We start from the raw sequence: 18,405 nt of genomic DNA on the forward strand, positions 1-18,405 counted from the left end.
CCCCGCCCCACCGCCCCGGTCAGGTCGCCTGCGGGCGGGCGTCGTACTGGGGACGTTGGCGATGTCGTTGGTTGCCGGTGGGCTGGCGGGGGCGGTGACCGGTGGGTGGTTGGACGGTACGCCGGGCTCCGGGCCGGCGGAGTTGCCGCAGGCGGCGGCTCCGGCGGGTGGGGCGCAGCAGGGGTCGATCTCGGCGGCTGCGGCGAGTGTGTTGCCGGGGGTGGTGTCGGTGCGGGCGGGCCGGGCGACCGGGTCGGGGTTCGCGGTCGACACCCAAGGACACGTGGTGACGAATGCCCATGTGGTGGAAGGAGCGAGTGATGTATCCCTGGTCCTGTCGAACGGCCGCCAGGTCGACGCGGACGTTCTCGGCGTGGACGCGAACAACGATCTCGCCGTCCTCCAGGTCGCGCCGGCCGACGCCGAGGGGTTGCGCGCGCTCACGCTCGGCCGGTCCGCACAGCTGCATGTCGGCGACCCGGTCCTGGCCGTCGGTTCACCACTGGGCCTGGAAGGAACCGTCACCGCCGGCATCGTCAGCGCCGTCGACCGCCAGGCCCGGTTCGGCGACAACAACACCCGCCAGTCCGCCATCCAGACCGACGCCGCCATCAACCCCGGCAACTCCGGCGGCCCCCTGGTCAACGCCGCCGGCCAGGTGGTCGGCGTCAACACCGCCATCGCCACCCTCGGCAGTTCCCGCTCAGGCAACATCGGCATCGGCTTCGCCATCCCCGTCGACCGCATGACCACCATCGTCGAGTCCCTCATCGACTGACCCATTTCCCTGGCTAGCCACTCCCGTTGGGGGTTCCGCACTCTGGTTAACGGTGCAGAACCCCCAATTTCGCTGGCCAGCCACCGGAATGCGGGTCGGGCTAAAACAGCGTGTCAGTTGGGAGAACGGTGTGTCAGCTGGACCTCGTCGTCGCAGCCGACGGGGCTCAGTCGGACCGGGGGGCCATCACAAGTGGGGTGGGTTGGGGGCGGCTGAGCGTGGGGGCGGGAGCGCGGGCGCAGTTGTGATGGCGTGCAGGTCCGGGTCTGCGCTCTACAGTGGGTGGATGGTGTATTTCGGTGGGCTGTTGGCGGTGCTCGGGGTCGGGACTTTGCTGTTCCGGGACGGCGATGTCGTCGGGCTGCCGGCGGTTGGGGTGGGGGTTGGGCTGCTGGTGATCGGGGCCGGGGTTTCGGCGTTCGGGTTTGTTCGGCGGCGGAAGGTTCGGGCGCGGAAGATCGCCAAGGGTGAACCAGTGCCGGTGGGTGATGTGATCGAGCGGGCGCGGGCGTTGCCGCGGCTGATTCGGGCGGCGCGCAAGGGCGAGTACGGCGAGTTGCCGAAGAGCCGGATGACGTTGTGGGTGCTCGCGCTGATCTACCTGGTGTCGCCGTTCGACATCCTGCCGGATCTCCTCCCGATCATCGGGGTGACCGACGATGCCGGAGTCGCGGTGTGGTTGCTGACCAGCGTCTCGACCGCGGCCGGCCTCTTCATCAACCACGAGCGCAAGCAGGTCGGTCAGCGCCCTCTCGACTGATCGAGCCAGTCGGCGACGTCGCCGGCCGCCTCATCGGGGTGCTGGTAGGCAAACAACTGCAACGGATCAGTCGGTACGTCGGCCGTCGGGCACGCCAGCCTGGTTGCGGCGGCCACGAGCTCGCGCGCCGCGGTCAGTACCAGCTCGGCCTGAGCTAGCGCAGCCACCGGATCGTCGAGCTCAGCCGCCGACCGGGCCAGGTCGGAGACTTCGCAGGCCTGGTAGGCCATCGCGAGCTGAGCCCGGTTCATCCGAATGCTCGCACGAAGAAGAGGATCGTCATCGCGACCGCAGTCGTGAGGACGAGTGCGCGCAGCACGACACGCGGGAGTCGCCGTACCAGATGTGCACCGAGATAGCCGCCGATGATCGCGCCGCACAGCATCGCGATCAGGCGCATCGGCTGGTCGAGGACGTTGGCCGCGAAGACGAAGATCAGCCCGGAGGTCAGGTAGACGGCGGCGACCTGGAGGACGCGCAGGGGGTTGCCCTTGGCCGGATCGAGTGAGGTGGTGGCCGTCCAGAAGGCGAGCATCATCAGCCCGACGGCACCGCCGAAGTAGCCGCCGTAGATCGAGAGCAGGAACTGTCCGGACAGGATCGCGGCCGGTCCCGGCGTACCGAGCCGGATCGCGCGGGTCAGCCGTTTGCCGAAGGCAAGCACCAGGGTGGCGAACGCGAGCAGCCAGGGGACCGCGGCGTCGAAAGATGCTGACGGCAACAACAGTAGGAGCGCGGCGCCGACGGCGCCGCCGAGCACGCTGGCTACGGTGAGGCGAGCCGGGGACGGCTTGGCGAAGGTGTGCACATCGCGGCGGTAGACCCAGGCGCTGGTCGCGTTGCCGGGGAGCATTGCGACGGTGGTGGTCGCGTTCGCCGTGACCGGTGGCATGCCGCCCGCCACCAGCGCGGACAGTGCCACGAAGCTCCCGCCGCCGCCCACGGCGTTCAGGGCGCCGGCGGCGACACCGGCCAGCAGGATGATGAGCACTCTTCGAGGATCAGGCCTGCCCAGGCAGTCCACAATGCGCGATCCCCGTAGCCAGCCTAAGGCTGAGGCGTAGGCTGAATCCATGCGGTACGACCTGGACGACCTCCGCCTCTTCACCCACGTAGCGACCGAAGGCTCGATCACCGGCGGCGCCCGGGCGATGCACCTCAGCCTGCCTTCGGCCAGCGCGCGGGTCAGAGCCCTCGAAGCGCAGGCTGGCGTACCGCTGCTGGTCCGCGAGCGCCGAGGCGTTCGGCTGACTCCCGCCGGTGCCACGCTGGCCCGGCATGCGCGCGAGGTGCTGGCCGAGACCACCCGCCTGGACAGCGCAGTCGCGTCGTACGCCGTCTCTGGCACGGAACCGGTCCGCCTGGTCGCCGGTGGTTCGGCGATGCACCAACTCGTCCCCGCGGCGCTCGCCACCTTCCTGCGCGACCATCCGGAGTACGACGTGAATGTGAAAGAACGCCGTACTGTCCGAAGCGTCCGCATCCTCGCCGCTGGGGAGGCCGATCTCGGCGTGATCCTGGACGACGAGCCGACCCCGTTGCGAACCGAACCGCTCGCCGACGACTCCCTCGTGGTGATCGGCCAGGCCGGTGGAGTCCTGTCCGGGCGCAGTTCGATCGCGTACGCCGAGGTTGCCGAGCATCCCCTGATCGCGCTGGACCGGGGTTCCCCGCTGACGCTGTGGATGGAGGAGCGCCTCGGCCCGCACGCCCCGGTTCCGCGGTACCGCACTCTCGTGCCGACGCTGCACACCGTGATCATCCTGGCGAGTGCCGGAGCCGGTCTGGCGATCGTTCCGCGTCGAGCCGTCGATGCGATCACCTCGATCGACATCTGCCCGCTGGAGGATGCGTGGTCCACTCGCGCGCATCTCCTCTGCTACGCCGCGAACGCGCCGGAGGGAGCGCAGTTGCTCGCCGAGCATCTCCGGGCGGCGGCAGGTGCACCACCAGCAGCGACTAGCGTGCTGGCATGACTGACATTCCCCTGCAGGCCTACAGCGCGCTGCTGCACAGCAGCAACCTCGCCATGGTCTGCCGGGCGCTGAACATGTACCAGGTGGCCGCGGCGTACACGCAGGTGAGCGGCGGCAACCCGCTCGAGGAGTCGGCCGACGAGACCCGGCAGGTAGCCCTGCAGATCCTCGAGCGCCCGCCTGTCGAGGCCAGCGAGGACATTCGGGCGGGCTTCGACCACCTCAGCGCACTGAATGTGCTGAGCATTTTGGCGAAGCCGGAGGACACCGAGGTCCTGCAGCGGATCGCAGCCGGGACCGCCGATCCGCAGATCCGGGCGGTTGCGCAGCTGGCGGTCAGGACGGCGGAAGGAACCCCGCTCGGATAGCGTGCAGTACATGCGCGCCTTGACAGTAGAGGAAGCCCGGCAGCGGGCCGCGGACCTGAGCCTTCGGTCCTACCTGATCGACTTCGACCTGACCGCTCCCGGCGACACCTTCGAGGTGACGAGCCGGATCACCTTCACCGCCACCGGCGAGACGAGCTGGGTGGATGTGAAACCGGAGCGCCTGCTGTCGGTCGAGCTGAATGGGCAGTCGCTGGATCCGGGGCTGTTGGCTGACGGTCGCTTCCCGCTGACCGGTCTGCAGGCCGAGAACGAGCTCGTGATCCACACCGTGCAGAAGTACTCCGTGGATGGTGAGGGCCTGGTCCGGTCGGTCGATGCGGCCGATGGGCTCGTCTACACCTACGGCATGTCGTCACTGGAGTCGGCGCCGCGGTACTACCCGTGTTTCGACCAGCCCGACCTCAAAGCGCCGTACACGGTGACGGTGAAGTGCCCCGAGGAGTGGGTGGTGCTCGGCAACGGCGCCGCCACGCGAACCGCGCCAGGGGAGTGGGCGCTGGCCGAGACCAAGCCACTGTCGACGTACTTCGTCGCGATCGCCGCCGGTCCGTACCACCTGATCCGCAGCGAGTACGACGGGATCCCCCTCGGACTGGCCTGCCGGCAGTCGCTCAAGGAGCCGCTGGAGGTGGACGCGGAGGACCTGTTCCGGACCACGCGGGACGCGTTCGACGCGTACCACCGGATGTTCGGGCAGCGGTACATGTTCGGTGAGTACTGGCAGGTCTTCGTGCCGGACTTCAACCTCGGCGCGATGGAGAACCCGGGCTGTGTCACGGTCTCCGACGACTTCCTGTTCCGCACCCAGGCGACCGAGGCCGAGCGCAGTACCCGGTCTCGCGTGCTGGTGCACGAGATGGCGCACATGTGGTTCGGCGACTTGGTCACCATGAAGTGGTGGAACGACATGTGGCTGAACGAGTCGTTCGCCGAGTACATGGCACACCGCGTGGCCGAGGAAGCGACGTCGTACAAGGGGAATTGGACGGACTTCGCCTTCGTCCGCAAGTGGTGGGGGATGCAGACCGACCAGAGCAGCTCGACCCACCCGGTCGCGCCGGACAGCCTGAAGGACGCTCGGCAGTCGCTCGACGACTTCGACGGGATCTCGTACGCCAAGGGTGCTGCGGTGCTGAAGCAGCTGGCGAAGTACCTCGGTGATGACGTGTTCCTCAAGGGTGTCAATGCGCACTTGGAAGCGCATGAGTACGGCAATGCGGATCTGCACGAGTTCATCGCGAAGCTGACCGAGGCGGGGGCGAGCGGTCTCGCGAACTGGTCCGAGCAGTGGTTGCGCACGTCCGGCCTGGACACGCTCACCGCGGAACGCACGGCTTCCGGCGTACTGCTGCATCGGTTGAGTCCGGACGACTCGCGGCGGCCGCACACGCTGACGGTTGGTGGGTACGACTTCGACGGTACGCCGACGATCGTCGAGCTGGTGCTGGATCAGGATGTCGTTGAGGTTGCGTTGGGCAACGAGATCGCGGTGATCGTGCCGGACGCGCAGGACGACACGTGGGTGAAGATCCGGCTCGACGAGACCACGCTGGCCAACCTCCCCGCCGTACTGCCGAAGATCGCCGACAGTACGACGCGAGCCGTCATCTGGAACGCCGTACGCGACGCGACCCTGACCGGCGACCTCGATCCGCGTCGGGCGCTCGAACTGTTCGCCACCACCATCGGTGCCGAAGACAGTGACGTCGCAGTCGAGTCACTAGTCCGCTGGCTGACCGAGCGAGTCCTCGGCGGCTACCTCCCGTACGACGAATCGCGCGCTGTGGTCGCGGATGCGCTGGAAGCCAAGCTGGCGAAGGTCGAGCCGGGCAGCAGCCTGCAACTCGCAACCGCCCGAGGTTTCGTCGCAGTCACAAAGAACGTGGAGTTGTTGCAGGGCTGGTTGGTTGGTGCGAGGGCGGTGCCGCGGGGGCTGGTGATTGGGCAGGATCTGCGGTGGGCGATTTTGCTTCGGCTGGTGCGGCTTGATGCGGCCGGCGAGGCGGAGATTGCTGCCGAGCACGCGCGTGACCAGTCGTCCGAGGGTGCAGTTGAGGCCGCACGTTGCCGGGCGGCTTCACCGGCCGGCAAGGAGCAGGCGTGGAGCCGGATCATGAGCGACCCGGAGATTGGGGTGCGCGAACTGCTGGCCACGGCTGAGGGGTTCTGGCATCCGGGGCAGGCCGCGATCACTGCGCCGTACGTCGAGAGGTTCTTCACCGAGATCGCCGCCACAGCCGACATCCGGGCCGGCATGGTGCTGATGCTGACCGCGAACCGGATCGTTCCGAAGTACGCGATCGACGCCGACCTGATCGGTGCCGCCGAGACCCTCAGCCAGGACGAGACCGTCACCTCGGGGATCCGGCGCGCGGTCGCGAACTACCTCGACGACCTAAGACGGGCAGTGGAGGTTCGCCGCCGATACAGCTAGCCTGGTCACTCAGAGTGTCGGCTAACGCTCGAGGAGTCACCGGATGCGATGGTTCCGCCTACTGATCGTGGTCGCATTGCTCCCGGTGACTCCCGCTGCGGCCATGGATTCGGTGGCTGTGGTCCGGGCTCGGCTGGAGACGATTGCCGGGCTCCGGATCGAGAGCGGCCAGATGATGAACGGCAAGCCGTTCTTCGTCCTCTGGTACTCCCAACCCACCGACCACCATGAGACCAGCGGCGAGCGGTTCGAGCAGCGGATCACCTTGTGGCACAAGGGATTCGACCGCCCGACGATCCTGCAGACCACCGGGTACGCCGGAACCACCGGCGCGTCCGCCGCCGAACCGACCAGGCTTGCCGACGGCAACCAACTCGGCGTCGAGCAGCGCTTCTTCGGCCGCTCGACGCCCGCAAGCAAGGACTGGACCAAGCTCGACATCTGGCAGGCCGCCACCGACCACCACCGAATCGTCGAGGCCTTCAAACCCCTGTACGGCGGCAAGTGGCTCTCGACCGGCGCGAGTAAGGGCGGAATGACCTCGGTCTACCACCGCCGTTTCTACCCCGCCGACGTCGACGCCACGATCGCCTACGTCGCGCCGCAGGACACAGTCAACGACCAGGACTCCTACGTCGACTTCATCCAACGTGCCGGCACCGACCGCGCCTGCAACGAAGCGCTCCGGACACTCCAGCGCAACGCTCTCTACCGCCGATCCACCCTGCTCCCGAAACTCACGCAGCTCAAGCTGACCTACGCGCAGGCCTACGGTTCAGCCGACCGCGCCTTCGAGGCCGCGGTCCTCGACACACCGTTCAAGTTCTGGCAGTACCGCACCCAGGCGAGCTGTCTGCTCGTCCCGGGCCGAAATGCGACCGACCAGCAGCTGTTCGCCTTCATCGACCAGATCGTCGACTGGTCGTCGTACTCCGACGCCGGAGTCGCGCCGTACCAGGCCTACTTCTACCAAGCGGCCGCCCAACTGAACTGGCCCGACGTCTCCACCGGCACCACCTGGCTCAAGGGCCTCCTGCACTACCCCGAAGCCGGCGCCGCCCCCGCGACCCTGAAGGCGCCGCCCAAGCACGACCCGAACGCCATGCCCGACATCGACCGCTGGGTCCGAACCACGGCGAGCCGCCTCCTCTTCGTCTACGGCGCCAACGACCCCTGGTCCGCCGAACAGTTCGAACCGTGCCCCCACGACTGCCACCGCTACGTCGTACCGGCCGGCAACCACAACGCAACGATCGCCAACCTGCCAACAGCCCAGCGGACCGCCGCGACAGCGATCGTGCGGGGTTGGGTCAGCGCACAGTGAGGCGTTCCGCGACGGCCTTGCGGGCCTGATGGATGCGGGCCTTCACGGTCCCCAGCGGTACGTCGAGTTCGTCGGCGATCTCGGCGTAGGTGAGGGCGCCGAGGTCGCGCAGGACGAGGGGCTGGACGAGCTGGGGGTGGCTGGACTCGAGGTGTTCGAGGGCTTCGAGCAGGTCCAGGCGGGAGCCGGCGATGACCGACGTGGTGCGTGGATCGACGGCCTCCGGCATGTACTCGGCGGTCTGCTCGACCGAGCGGCGCTTCAGGGAGCGGTAGGTCTGGCGGGCCTGGTTCGTGGCCACGATGGTCACCCAGCCGGCGAAGCTGCCGGTGCCCTTGAAGGTGTGCAGCTTGTTCGCCACCGTGAGCAGGGTGTCCTGGACCGCCTCTTCGGCGTCCTCGCGGTACGGAAGGAACTTCGCTACCCGGCGCTGGACCAGCGGCCGGATGGCGTGCAGCAGCTCGGGCATGGCTGACTTGTCAGCCAGAGTGCGCGCCGCGAGTGCTTCGAGCTCCTCGTTCATACTCCCCCAGAGAGTGGTGTCCCCGTGCGAACCGGTCGTGACCGACAATAGCTCTCGATGGATGTCATCGGACGGTACCGGCTGCAGGACCAGATCGGCGCGGGCGCGTTCGCGACGGTCTGGCGAGGGTATGACGACGACCTCGACGTGGACGTCGCGGTCAAGATCCTCGCCGACAACTGGGCCTCGCGCGCCGACGTGCGCGAACGCTTCCTCTCCGAGGCGCGGCTGATGCGCCGGATCGCCAGCGACCGGGTGGTCCGGGTTTTCGACCTGGGCCGGCTGCCGGACGGCCGCCCGTACTTCGTCATGGACTACGTCGGCGGTGGCACGCTCGGCGACCTGTTGCGGCAGGGGCGGCTGGACCCGGTGGACGCGCTGTGGTGGGGCGCGGACCTGGCCCGGGCGGTCTCCGCGCTGCACAATGAGGGTGTCGTACACCGTGACGTCACCCCGGCGAACCTGCTGCTCCGGGAGAACGTGGGCATCGAGTCCGGCGGCGGTACGCACCGGATCGTGCTGGCCGACCTCGGGCTGGCCAAGCGGGCCGCCGAGGCGTCCGGACTCACGCAGGCGGTCGGCACACCGTCGTACATGGCGCCTGAGCAGGGGCGTGGTGACGGTGGCTTCGACGAGCGCGCGGACATCTACGCGATCGGTGCGGTGACCTATGCGCTGCTGACCGGGCGGCCGCCGTACTCCGTTTCTTCGATTCCTGACGTGCTCAACCGCGACCCGGATCTGCTGCCGGACAGCCTCTACCCGGTCCTGCACGACGGGGTCGGCGGGCTGGACGACATCTTCGCGCGGGCGCTGGCCTACAACCCGGCCGATCGCTGGGAGCGGGCCGAGCTGCTCGCCGAGCGGCTCGAGGCCGAGGCGTACCGGCTGGAGCAGGAGGCGCCGCTGCGCGCCCAGGAGCGGACCAGCATCACCGACGACGAGGACTCGACGACCATCGCCACCAACCCGCCGGTACGGCGTCGCCGTCGCCTCTGGGTGTGGTTCGCCGCCATGCTGCCGGTGTTCTTCGTGGCGGCCGGGGCCGGTGGCTGGTTCCTGTTCGGACAGTGAGACGAGCCTCCTCACAGCCGGTGATGATTGCTTAGGGTAGTTGTATGGCTACTCACCGCAGTCTGCTGATCCTCGGTGCCGCCGTATTTCCGCTAGTCCTCGGCAGCGTCCCGGCGGCAGCCCAACCCGTCGCGAGCTATTCCTGCCGGGCGAACACCAAGTTCGGCAAGCACCTGCTGTCGCTGCGCCAAGGCGTCGACGCGAAGGCGCCCGCGACCATCAAGCCGAACCACCGCTTCTCGATCACCGTCGACCTCAAACCCGGCCAACTCCCCGGCGAGGTCAAAGGCTTCAAACTCAAAGAGGTCCGGGACCTCGCACTCCGCGTCCCGATCCCACCCAACTCGTCGTACGTGAGCGCCACCCTGACCGGCGGCTCCGGCCTCAACTCCACCCCAAGCGTCCGCCTGGACGGCCGCACCGCGGTCATCTCGGTCGCCGGCCCCATCCCCGGCGGCGCCGCCTACCAGCTCCCCACCCTCACCGTCCGCCTCAAGGCAGGCCGCCGAGGCGCCATCGTCGAAACCCGCCTGCAGGGCACCTCCTACGACAACCCGGGTCTGACGCTGACCGCCAAGATCAAGTGGAAGTTCGTCACCATCAACTCCCCGGTCACCTGCTACCCCAACCCCAACCCACCCCTCACCCGAACCACCATCCGCTAGCTAGCCCCGGCCACTACTGAAGGCAGGAGACAGGTTGTGGTGGCCGGAGCCCTGTGGTGCGCCGTCCCCGGCAGCAATTGCCTGTCTCGCGCCACCAGTGGTGGCCGGGGGCCGTGGTTGTGGCGGGAGACAGGTTGTGGTGGCTGGAGCCCTGTGGTGCGGGGGCTCGGGCAGCAATTGCCTGTCTCGCGCCACCAGTGGTGGCCGGGGCGGGTCAGACGCCGATGGGGTGCCAGACGGTTTTTAGTTCGAGGTACTGGGTTAGGCGGGAGAGGCCGGGGGAGGCGGTCCAGTCCTCGGGGGCGGGGCGGCGTACGCGCTTGAGGTTTTCGGCGGCGGCGGCTTCGAGGTCGCGGGCCTCGTCGGGGTCCTCGATGCCGCAGAGGTCGATGGCGTTGACGTCCATGTGGGCGGCCAGCCAGGGACCGATCTCGGAGGCCGAGCCGGTGAGCAGGTTGACCACGCCACCGGGGAGGTCGGAGGTGGCCATGACCTCGCCGAGGGTGATGGCGGGCAGCGGACGCTCGTACGACGAGACGGCGACGACCGTGTTGCCGGAGACGATCGCGGGGGCGATCACCGAGGTCAGGCCGAGCAGGCTGGAGTCCTGGGGAGCGAGGACTGCGACCACACCGGTTGCCTCGGGCAACGAGAAGTCGAAGTACGGGCCGGCCACCGGGTTGCTGGAGCCGACGACCTGGGCGAGTTTGTCGGCCCAGCCGGCGTACCAGACCCAGCGGTCGATCGATGCGTCCACGACCGCGCGGGCCTTCGAGATCGACAGACCTTCGGAAGCGGCGACCTCGGAGCTGAACTGCTCGTGCCGGCCCTCCATCACCTCCGCGATCCGGTACAGCACCTGACCGCGGTTGTACGCCGTCTTGCCGGACCAGCCGCCGAACGCTTTGCGGGCCGCGACGACCGCATCCCGGGCATCCTTGCGGGATGCCTGGGACGCGTTCGCGAGGAACTTGCCCTTGGTGTTGCTGACGACGTACGACCGGCCCGACTCGCTGCGTGGGAACGCGCCGCCGACGTACAGCTTGTAGGTCTTGCGGACTTCGAGCCGTCCAGTGTCCTTAGTGGGCAAGGTAAGCCTCCAGGCCGTGACGGCCGCCTTCGCGGCCGTAGCCCGACTCCTTGTAGCCGCCGAACGGCGAGGTCGGGTCGAAGCGGTTGAACGTGTTGGCCCAGACCACGCCGGCGCGCAGCTGGTTGGCCATCCAGAGGATCCGGGAACCCTTCTCGGTCCAGATCCCGGCGGACAGCCCGAAGGGAGTGTTGTTCGCCTTCTCGACGGCCTCGGCCGGCGTGCGGAAGGTGAGCACCGACAGCACCGGGCCGAAGATCTCCTCGCGGGCGATCCGGTGTGCCTGCGAGACGCCAGTGAAGACGGTTGGCGGGAACCAGTAGCCCTGGGTCGGCAGCTCACACTCCGGCGACCAGCGCTCGGAGCCCTCGTCCTCACCGATCTGCGACAGCTCACGGATCTTCGCCAGCTGGGCCGACGAGTTGATCGCGCCGATATCGGTGTTCTTGTCCAGCGGATCGCCGACCCGCAGGGTGCTCATCCGACGCTTCAGTCGGGCCAGGACCTCGTCGTACACACTCTCCTGGACCAGGAGCCGCGAACCCGCGCAGCAGACGTGACCCTGGTTGAAGAAGATGCCGTTGACGATGCCCTCGATGGTCTGGTCGATCGGGGCGTCCTCGAAGACGATGTTCGCCGCCTTGCCGCCGAGCTCCAGCGTGATCGCCTTGTCGGTGCCCGCGACGGACTTCGCGATCGCGCGGCCGACCGCGGTCGAACCGGTGAAGGCGACCTTGTTCACATCCGGGTGCTCGACCAGCGCCTGGCCAGTACGACCGGCGCCGGTGACGATGTTGACCACACCCGGCGGCAGATCCGCCTGCTGGCAGATCTCCGCGAAGGCGAGTGCGGTCAGCGGAGTCGTCTCGGCCGGCTTCAGTACGACGGTGTTGCCCGCGGCCAGCGCAGGTGCGATCTTCCACGCGAGCATGAGCAGCGGGAAGTTCCACGGGATGACCTGACCGGCGACACCCCACGGCTGCGGATCCTCACCGGCACCGGCGTACTCGAGCTTGTCGGCCCAGCCGGCGTAGTAGAAGAAGTGCGCGGCCACCAGCGGGATGTCGACGTCACGCGACTCGCGGATCGGCTTGCCGTTGTCGAGCGACTCCAGCACGGCGAGCTCACGCGCCCGCTCCTGGATCAGCCGTGCGATCCGGTACAGGTACTTCGCCCGGTCGCGGCCGGGCATCGGGCCCCAGACCTTCTCGAACGCCTTGCGGGCCGCCTTCACAGCTTTGTCGACGTCGGCCGGTCCGGCCTCACTGACCTCGGCCAGTACCTCTTCCGAAGCCGGGCTGACGGTCTTGAACGGCTTGCCGTCCGTCGCCTCGACGAAGGCGCCGTTGACGAACAGCCCGTACGACGACTTGATGTCGACGATGGCCCGCGATTCCGGGGCCGGTGCGTACTCGAATCTGCTCATGCCTGTCAGTCCAAGGTGAAGTAGTCGGGGCCCGGGTAGTGCCCGGTGGCCAGCTTGGTGCGTTGCATCAGCAGGTCGTTCAGCAGGCTGGAGGCGCCGAAGCGGAACAGCTCCGGGTCCAGCCAGTCCGGTCCGGCGGTCTCGTTGACCGTGACCAGGTACTTGATCGCGTCCTTCGCGGTCCGGATCCCGCCGGCCGGTTTGACGCCGATGTGCAGGCCGGTCGACTCGTGGTAGTCGCGGACCGCCTCCAGCATCACCAGCGTGACCGGCAGCGTCGCGGCCGGGGACACCTTGCCGGTGGAGGTCTTGATGAAGTCGGCGCCGGCCAGCATCGCCAGCCAGGACGCGCGCCGTACGTTGTCGTAGGTGACCAGCTCGCCGGTCTCCAGGATCACCTTCAGGTGCGCGTCACCGGCGGCCTCGCGGATCGCGGCGATCTCGTCGAAGACCAGGCCGTAGCGACCGGACAGGAAGGCGCCGCGGTCGATCACCATGTCGACCTCGTCGGCACCGGCCGCGACCGCGTCCTTGGTGTCCTGCACCTTGATCGCCAGGCTGGAACGCCCACTGGGGAAGGCGGTTGCCACACTCGCGACGTTGATGCCCGTCCCGCGCAGCTCGTACTTCGCCGTCGCCACCAGGTCCGGATAGACACAGACCGCGGCTACTTGGGGAGCGGTCTGGTCGGACGGGTCGGGGCGCTTGGCCTTCGCGCACAGGGCACGCACCTTGCCCGGGGTGTCCGAGCCTTCCAGCGTGGTCAGGTCGATCATCTGGATCGCGAGGTCCAGCGCATACGCCTTCGCCGTGGTCTTGATCGACCGCGTGCTCAAGGTGGCGGCCCTCGCCTCGGCGCCGACCTGGTCGACGCCCGGCAGCCCGAGCAGGAACCGGCGCAGCCGGTCCTCGGACGAGGTCACGTCGGCCAGACTGTCGACGCCTGTGTCGGTAGTGGTCACCCTTGCCAGCATAGTGCTCATCGAGCCAACCGGTTACGTTGTGCACGTGAAGTCGAACGAGGCCGAGACCGAGCAGTACCTGTCCACGTCCAACCGGATCTCCGGCGTGATCGTGATCGTCATCGGAGCGGTCGGGCTGCTGGACATCGTGCTCGAATGGCGGACCGCCACCGGGGTCCTGGTGGGCTGCGTGATCGCGATCCTGATGGTGCTCGCGTACTGCGGTCTGATCCGCCCGTCGGTGACACTCGGCAAGGAAACCCTCGTACTGCGTAATCACCTGCGGGACCGGGTGATTCCGTGGAACCAGGTGACCGGTGCCGATGTCGCCGACATCCTTCGGGTGCATACGCCGGTGGGTCGGTTCCGCGCTCCCGGCGTACAGCTCGTGATGCGCGATCTGCGCAAGCAGCGGGTTGGCGGCCGCAAGCTCTCGCCGGACAGTTCGTTGTCGCGTGCGGATCTGGTCGTCGGCCGGATCGAAGCACACATGGAGCAGTACGGCGCGATCGACGGCGGTGAGGTCAAGACGAACTGGGCCCGGCCCGAGTTGATCGCGATCGGTGTGCTGGCCGTGGTCGGCTTCGTGGCGGCGTTGTTCCGCTGACGATGGTTCTTTCCCGTCGCGCGCTGCTGAGCACAGGTGTGGCGGCCGGGGTCGTCGGCGTCGCGGGTGTGGCCGGCCTGGAAACCGGGCTGATCCCGGGACGCGCTCGCGTGCACGACGTTCTCGGACTGACCGGTCCGGATGGCGTTGTGCCCGACGTACCGGCTGGTCCTGTGGTGTCGGGCACATTCGAATCGTTCGGTCGCCGCACGACTGTTGGCTACTCGATCATCTGTCCCGATGGGTATCAGGCGTCTGACGCGTTGCCCGTCGTACTGGTGTTGCACGGACGTGGTGGTGATCACACCTCGGCCGTCCGCGATCTCGGCATCGACCGGTACCTGACTGCCGCCGTACAGGCCGGGTCGCCGCCGTTCGCGCTGGCGACGGTCGACGGCGGGCCGGACACCTACTGGCATCGCCGGGTGACCGACGAGGACCCGGGGTTCATGCTCGACCAGGAGTTCCTGCCCCTGCTGGCGAATCGCGGTCTCGACACCGCGCGGTACGGCGTCCTCGGCTGGTCGATGGGCGGGTACGGCGCCCTGTTGTACACGGCCCTGCATGCTTGGCAGCGTCGGGTCCGGCCGGGAACTCGCGCGGTCGCGGTCGCGGCGCTCAGTCCCGCGGTGTGGCGGCGCTACGAAGATGTTGCCCCAGGCTCCTTCGACAGCCGCGAGGACTTCGATGGCGGCCAGCTGTTCGGCCGCCAGGTCAGCCTGCAGGATGTTGCCGTACGCATCGATTGTGGGCGGGACGATCCGTTCGCCGAGGCAGCCGCGCAATTGCGGACCGAACTGGGTGCCGCGGGTGGGCAGCAAGCGGGTGCGCACACACAGGGATATTGGCGGCGGATGCTACCGGCCCAGCTGGCGTTTCTCGGCGGGCAACTCCGGAGCTGATGAAAATTCGTGGGAACTGGGACCGAATCGTTGACGTCCGAGTTCGTGTCCCGGCCGGTGGATGAACCCCCGGTCCCCGCAAGATGGGCCCTGACAGTCCCTGAATTTTCGAGAGTGGAGCTCATGGTCAACCTCTCCCGTACCACCCGACGCGGCCTGGCCGGTGTCGCTGCGCTGACCGGTCTCGCGGTTGTCGTGCCGGCCGGCGCCCAGGCGGCCCCGACGAACGAGGCCGGCACCCGTCCGGTTCCCGTTGTCGGCAAGGCCGCCGAGTCGGGTACCGACGAGCACGTGCACGCCGAGGCGCCGACCGCGAAGGCCGGCTACACCGGCCCGTCGGCGCTGAAGATCGTGCGCTACAACAAGCTCTACAAGACCGGGCCGATCCCCGCGTCGCGCTGCAAGGAGGTCAACGTCTCCATGCGGACGGTGGCCGGCGTCAACAAGTACGCCACGCAGGTCTACAAGTGCCTGTACGCCGCCTGGAAGCCGATCCTGGCGAAGGCCGGCGCGCGGTCGACGGCGGCGCCGAAGCTGCACATCACCACCGCGTCCACGGTCAACACCCGGTGCGGCGTGCAGCGGATGACCCGGGCGTTCTACTGCGAGAACAACATCTACTTCCCGGCCAACCAGATGGTCAGCCTGTGGAAGCAGAACTCGACGTACGCGCGCACCTACGCCACCAACACGATGGCGCACGAGTACGGCCACCACATCCAGGAGCAGACCGGCATCATGGACGCCTCCTGGTGGCGTCAGCGCGCGATGAAGACGCAGAGCGCCAAGCTCGAGGAGAGCCGGCGTCGTGAGCTGCAGGCGTCCTGCCTCGGCTCGGCCTACATCGGCGCGAACCGCCGCTTCTACCCGATGACCGGCGCGCTCTACAACCAGTGGCGCTGGATGGTCAACAACATGGGTGACGCCAAGGGTTACCCGCGCGACCACGGCTCGTTCAAGAACCACGGCTGGTGGTCGGAGCACGGTTTCTACGCGACCAGCTCGACGACCACCGCGGCCCGCTGCAACACCTACGAATCGGCGCCGGCCCGCGTCTCCTGATTCACACGTAACTCAGCCGCCTGGTACGCGTTGCCGTACCAGGCGGCTGTTGCGTTTTGGCGACAACCCTACGATCTGCGATCGTGTGGTTACTTGTTTCGGATCCGCACGCCCTACAGTTCTGAGTCGAACGGTCGAACGGCAGGAGTCAAGGACAGTGAACTACGACGAGTTCAACACCGAGTACGCGAAGGTGCTGGACAAGATCAAGAGCGGTCGGGCCACCTGGTCGGAGCTGTCCGGGCAGGTCACCCGGCTGCGCCAGGCGACCGCCGGGATCGCCGATCCGGCGGAGCGCACCCAGATCGGCAGCGACCTGGCCGCACTGAGCCAGATGGTCGACATGTCGCGGCGTACCAACGACAAGGAGGACGTCTGGACGGTCACCTCCGAGGCGATCCGCCGGGCCAGCAGCCAGGAGGGTTCGGTCGCCGACCGGATCAGCCGGATCGACGCGGCCATCAACGACATCACCAGCCTGGCCGGCCGCAACCCGGACGAGCGGGACGCGCTGATGCAGTCGACCAGCACCCTGCGCATCCTGCACTCGTCGCTGCAGGCCTCCCTGCGCGCCGAGCAGGCCGAAGCCGCCGCGGCGCACTGAGAGGTTCCTCCCTACAGCCCCAGGGCTGTCGAGAGTGCTTGTTTGATACCGGCGAGATCTGTGGCCGCGGCGACCCTTGCCGCGGCCACATCGCCGTCCTGCACCGGGATCACGACCTCCAGGTAGCACTTCAGCTTCGGCTCGGTCCCCGACGGCCGCACGACAACCCGAGCGCCCTCCGACAACGTGTACCGCAGGCCGTCCGTCGGCGGCAGCTCTGCCGATCCCATGGCCAGGTCATCGGTCTGTACGACGGTGTGCGTGCCGAGCGTCGTCGGGGGAGTCGCGCGCAGGTTGCTCATCGCCGTCTGGATGAGGCTCAGGTCCTCGACGCGGACCGACAACTGATCGGTCGCGTGCAGCCCGTACTTGATCGCAAGATCATCCAGCAGATCGATCAAGGTGCGGCCCTCCGCCTTCGCGCGCGCCGCCATCTCCAGCACCCGGACAAGTGTCGAGACCCCGTCCTTGTCCTTCACGGCGGTTGGGTCGACGCAGTAGCCGAGCGCCTCCTCATACCCGAAGACCAGCTCCGGCACCCGCCCGATCCACTTGAATCCCGTCAACGTCTCGACATACCGCACGCCGTAAGCCTCGGAGATCTTCCCAAGCAACGACGACGACACAATCGAGCACGCAGCGACGCCCTCCGGACGCTGCGACAGCAGGAACTCGCCGAGGAGCGCGCCCAACTCATCCCCCCGCAACATCCGCCAGCCGCCGCCCGGTGCCGCGCCCTCCACCCCGGCGCCGGTTTCCGCGTCTGCGCCACCTCCCGCTCCCGCTCCTGTGGCGCCCCCCAATCCCGGGTCCGGCACTGCAACCGCGCAGCGGTCTGCATCGGGGTCGTTCGCCACCGCGATGTCGGCGTCGATCTGGCGGGCCAACTCCAGGGCGGCGTCGATGGCGCCGGGCTCTTCGGGGTTCGGGAAGCTGACCGTGGGGAAGTCGGGGTCGGGGTCGGCCTGGGTGGCGACGACGGCTGGTGCGGCGAAGCCGGCGCGGGCTACTGCGTCTTCGACGAGGGTTCGGCCGACGCCGTGGAGGGGTGTGTAGGCGACGTTCAGGTCTCGGGGTGCGTCGGCTGGGACCAGTTCGGCGATGCGGTCCAGGTAGGCGTTCAGAAGCTCGTCGCCGGTGGTCTGCCAGTCGTCGCCACGCGGAACGGACTCCAGCGGTCCGACGGCCGCGATGGCAGCCGCGATCTCCGCATCGGCCGGCGGGACGATCTGCGAGCCGTCGCCGAGGTAGACCTTGTACCCGTTGTCCTGCGGCGGGTTGTGCGAGGCCGTCACGACGACACCCGCGACCGCCTTCAGGTGCCTGATGCCGAAGGCGATGACCGGGGTCGGCGTGTGCCGGTCGAGCAGCACAGCGTCCAGCCCGGCGCCCCGGACCACGGCGGCCGTGTCCTGCGCGAACACGTCGGACTTGTGCCGAGCGTCGTACCCGATCAGGACGGGGCCGTCGGTCAGCCCGTTCGCCTTCAGGTACGCCGCGAGTCCGGCGGCGGCGCGGATCACGACAACCCGGTTCATCCGGTTCGGCCCGGCGCCCACGGCACCCCGCAGGCCCGCCGTACCGAACTCCAACGTCCCCGCGAACCGGTCCGCCAGCTCAACGGTGTCCCCCGCCGCCAGCAGCCCCTCCAGCTCAGCCCGCGTATCCGGGTCAGGATCCTCACTCAGCCAGGCTTCGGCAGCACCACGCAGCTCATCGTTCACGAGGGCAGGTTATCTGGCGGACCGCTGACACTCACCAACTCGCACAAACGCCCCGTGTCGGCCCCTCGCTGAGCGTGGACGACGTCCGCGATCGGAGGTTGGTGA

Annotated in this window: 19 protein-coding genes; 12 read left to right on the forward strand and 7 right to left on the reverse strand. The window is 68.2% G+C overall.

What is annotated here, in order from left to right:
* Positions 1-61 precede the first annotated feature (61 nt).
* Together ABD231_RS25485 and ABD231_RS25490 are read left to right on the forward strand one after the other, a co-directional pair.
* Entirely contained in the window at positions 62-778 is a 717-nt protein-coding gene (locus tag ABD231_RS25485; protein WP_344156957.1) for a S1C family serine protease, read from the forward strand.
* A 286-nt stretch (positions 779-1,064) separates the two neighbouring features.
* A complete protein-coding gene (locus ABD231_RS25490) occupies positions 1,065-1,538 on the forward strand; it encodes a YkvA family protein (RefSeq protein ID WP_344156960.1) in 474 nt (157 codons plus the stop codon).
* Here the strand turns inward: ABD231_RS25490 and ABD231_RS25495 are convergent.
* Together ABD231_RS25495 and ABD231_RS25500 are read right to left on the reverse strand one after the other, a co-directional pair.
* Positions 1,520-1,789 (reverse strand): hypothetical protein, encoded by a 270-nt coding sequence (locus ABD231_RS25495; RefSeq protein WP_344156962.1) that lies wholly within the window; start codon positions 1,787-1,789, stop codon positions 1,520-1,522. The two genes, ABD231_RS25490 and ABD231_RS25495, sit on opposite strands and share 19 nt — an antisense overlap.
* Positions 1,786-2,529: a sulfite exporter TauE/SafE family protein gene (locus ABD231_RS25500; protein ID WP_344156965.1), complete on the reverse strand. Its 744-nt coding sequence runs from the start codon at positions 2,527-2,529 to the stop codon at positions 1,786-1,788. The genes ABD231_RS25495 and ABD231_RS25500 overlap by 4 nt, the downstream gene beginning before the upstream one ends.
* 82 nt (positions 2,530-2,611) lie before the next feature.
* On the opposite strand from ABD231_RS25500, the gene ABD231_RS25505 reads away from it, so the two are divergent.
* From ABD231_RS25505 to ABD231_RS25520, 4 genes are read left to right on the forward strand one after another with little or no spacing between them, the layout of a single operon-like run.
* Positions 2,612-3,514, forward strand: a complete 903-nt coding sequence (locus ABD231_RS25505) for a LysR family transcriptional regulator (RefSeq protein ID WP_344156968.1) — start codon at positions 2,612-2,614, stop codon at positions 3,512-3,514.
* Entirely contained in the window at positions 3,511-3,882 is a 372-nt protein-coding gene (locus tag ABD231_RS25510) for a hypothetical protein (RefSeq protein ID WP_344156971.1), read from the forward strand. Before ABD231_RS25505 ends, ABD231_RS25510 begins: the two co-directional genes overlap by 4 nt.
* Before the next feature lie 10 nt (positions 3,883-3,892).
* Positions 3,893-6,337 (forward strand): aminopeptidase N, encoded by a 2,445-nt coding sequence (gene pepN, locus ABD231_RS25515; protein WP_344156973.1) that lies wholly within the window; start codon positions 3,893-3,895, stop codon positions 6,335-6,337.
* Positions 6,338-6,380: 43 nt separating this feature from the next.
* Entirely contained in the window at positions 6,381-7,661 is a 1,281-nt protein-coding gene (locus tag ABD231_RS25520; protein WP_344156976.1) for a S28 family serine protease, read from the forward strand.
* Here the strand turns inward: ABD231_RS25520 and ABD231_RS25525 are convergent.
* Entirely contained in the window at positions 7,648-8,184 is a 537-nt protein-coding gene (locus tag ABD231_RS25525; protein ID WP_344156979.1) for an RNA polymerase sigma factor, read from the reverse strand. The two genes, ABD231_RS25520 and ABD231_RS25525, sit on opposite strands and share 14 nt — an antisense overlap.
* Before the next feature lie 57 nt (positions 8,185-8,241).
* Between ABD231_RS25525 and ABD231_RS25530 the strand changes: the two genes are divergently transcribed.
* Both ABD231_RS25530 and ABD231_RS25535 read left to right on the forward strand, forming a co-directional pair.
* A complete protein-coding gene (locus ABD231_RS25530; protein ID WP_344156982.1) occupies positions 8,242-9,258 on the forward strand; it encodes a serine/threonine-protein kinase in 1,017 nt (338 codons plus the stop codon).
* Between the two features lie 44 nt (positions 9,259-9,302).
* Positions 9,303-9,923: a hypothetical protein gene (locus tag ABD231_RS25535; RefSeq protein WP_344156985.1), complete on the forward strand. Its 621-nt coding sequence runs from the start codon at positions 9,303-9,305 to the stop codon at positions 9,921-9,923.
* A gap of 214 nt (positions 9,924-10,137) precedes the next feature.
* Here the strand turns inward: ABD231_RS25535 and ABD231_RS25540 are convergent, their stop codons facing one another.
* From ABD231_RS25540 to deoC, 3 genes are read right to left on the reverse strand one after another with little or no spacing between them, the layout of a single operon-like run.
* On the reverse strand, positions 10,138-11,013 hold the full coding sequence (locus tag ABD231_RS25540) for an aldehyde dehydrogenase family protein (RefSeq protein ID WP_344156988.1): 876 nt from the start codon (positions 11,011-11,013) through the stop codon (positions 10,138-10,140).
* Complete coding sequence (locus tag ABD231_RS25545) at positions 11,003-12,439, reverse strand: aldehyde dehydrogenase family protein (protein ID WP_344156991.1); 1,437 nt, start codon at positions 12,437-12,439, stop codon at positions 11,003-11,005. The genes ABD231_RS25540 and ABD231_RS25545 overlap by 11 nt, the downstream gene beginning before the upstream one ends.
* Positions 12,440-12,444: 5 nt before the next feature.
* A complete protein-coding gene (deoC, locus tag ABD231_RS25550) occupies positions 12,445-13,401 on the reverse strand; it encodes a deoxyribose-phosphate aldolase (protein ID WP_344156994.1) in 957 nt (318 codons plus the stop codon).
* Between the two features lie 46 nt (positions 13,402-13,447).
* Between deoC and ABD231_RS25555 the strand changes: the two genes are divergently transcribed.
* From ABD231_RS25555 to ABD231_RS25570, 4 genes are all read left to right on the forward strand, one after another.
* Complete coding sequence (locus ABD231_RS25555; RefSeq protein ID WP_344156996.1) at positions 13,448-14,008, forward strand: PH domain-containing protein; 561 nt, start codon at positions 13,448-13,450, stop codon at positions 14,006-14,008.
* A 2-nt stretch (positions 14,009-14,010) separates the two neighbouring features.
* On the forward strand, positions 14,011-14,910 hold the full coding sequence (locus tag ABD231_RS25560) for an alpha/beta hydrolase (protein WP_344156999.1): 900 nt from the start codon (positions 14,011-14,013) through the stop codon (positions 14,908-14,910).
* A gap of 123 nt (positions 14,911-15,033) precedes the next feature.
* Entirely contained in the window at positions 15,034-15,972 is a 939-nt protein-coding gene (locus ABD231_RS25565; protein WP_344157002.1) for a neutral zinc metallopeptidase, read from the forward strand.
* 157 nt (positions 15,973-16,129) lie between these two features.
* Entirely contained in the window at positions 16,130-16,576 is a 447-nt protein-coding gene (locus ABD231_RS25570; protein ID WP_344157005.1) for a hypothetical protein, read from the forward strand.
* Between the two features lie 11 nt (positions 16,577-16,587).
* Here the strand turns inward: ABD231_RS25570 and ABD231_RS25575 are convergent, their stop codons facing one another.
* On the reverse strand, positions 16,588-18,300 hold the full coding sequence (locus ABD231_RS25575) for a phospho-sugar mutase (RefSeq protein ID WP_344157008.1): 1,713 nt from the start codon (positions 18,298-18,300) through the stop codon (positions 16,588-16,590).
* Positions 18,301-18,405: the final 105 nt, after the last annotated feature.

This window comes from Kribbella yunnanensis (assembly GCF_039529655.1).
Classification (GTDB): Bacteria; Actinomycetota; Actinomycetes; order Propionibacteriales; family Kribbellaceae; genus Kribbella; species Kribbella yunnanensis.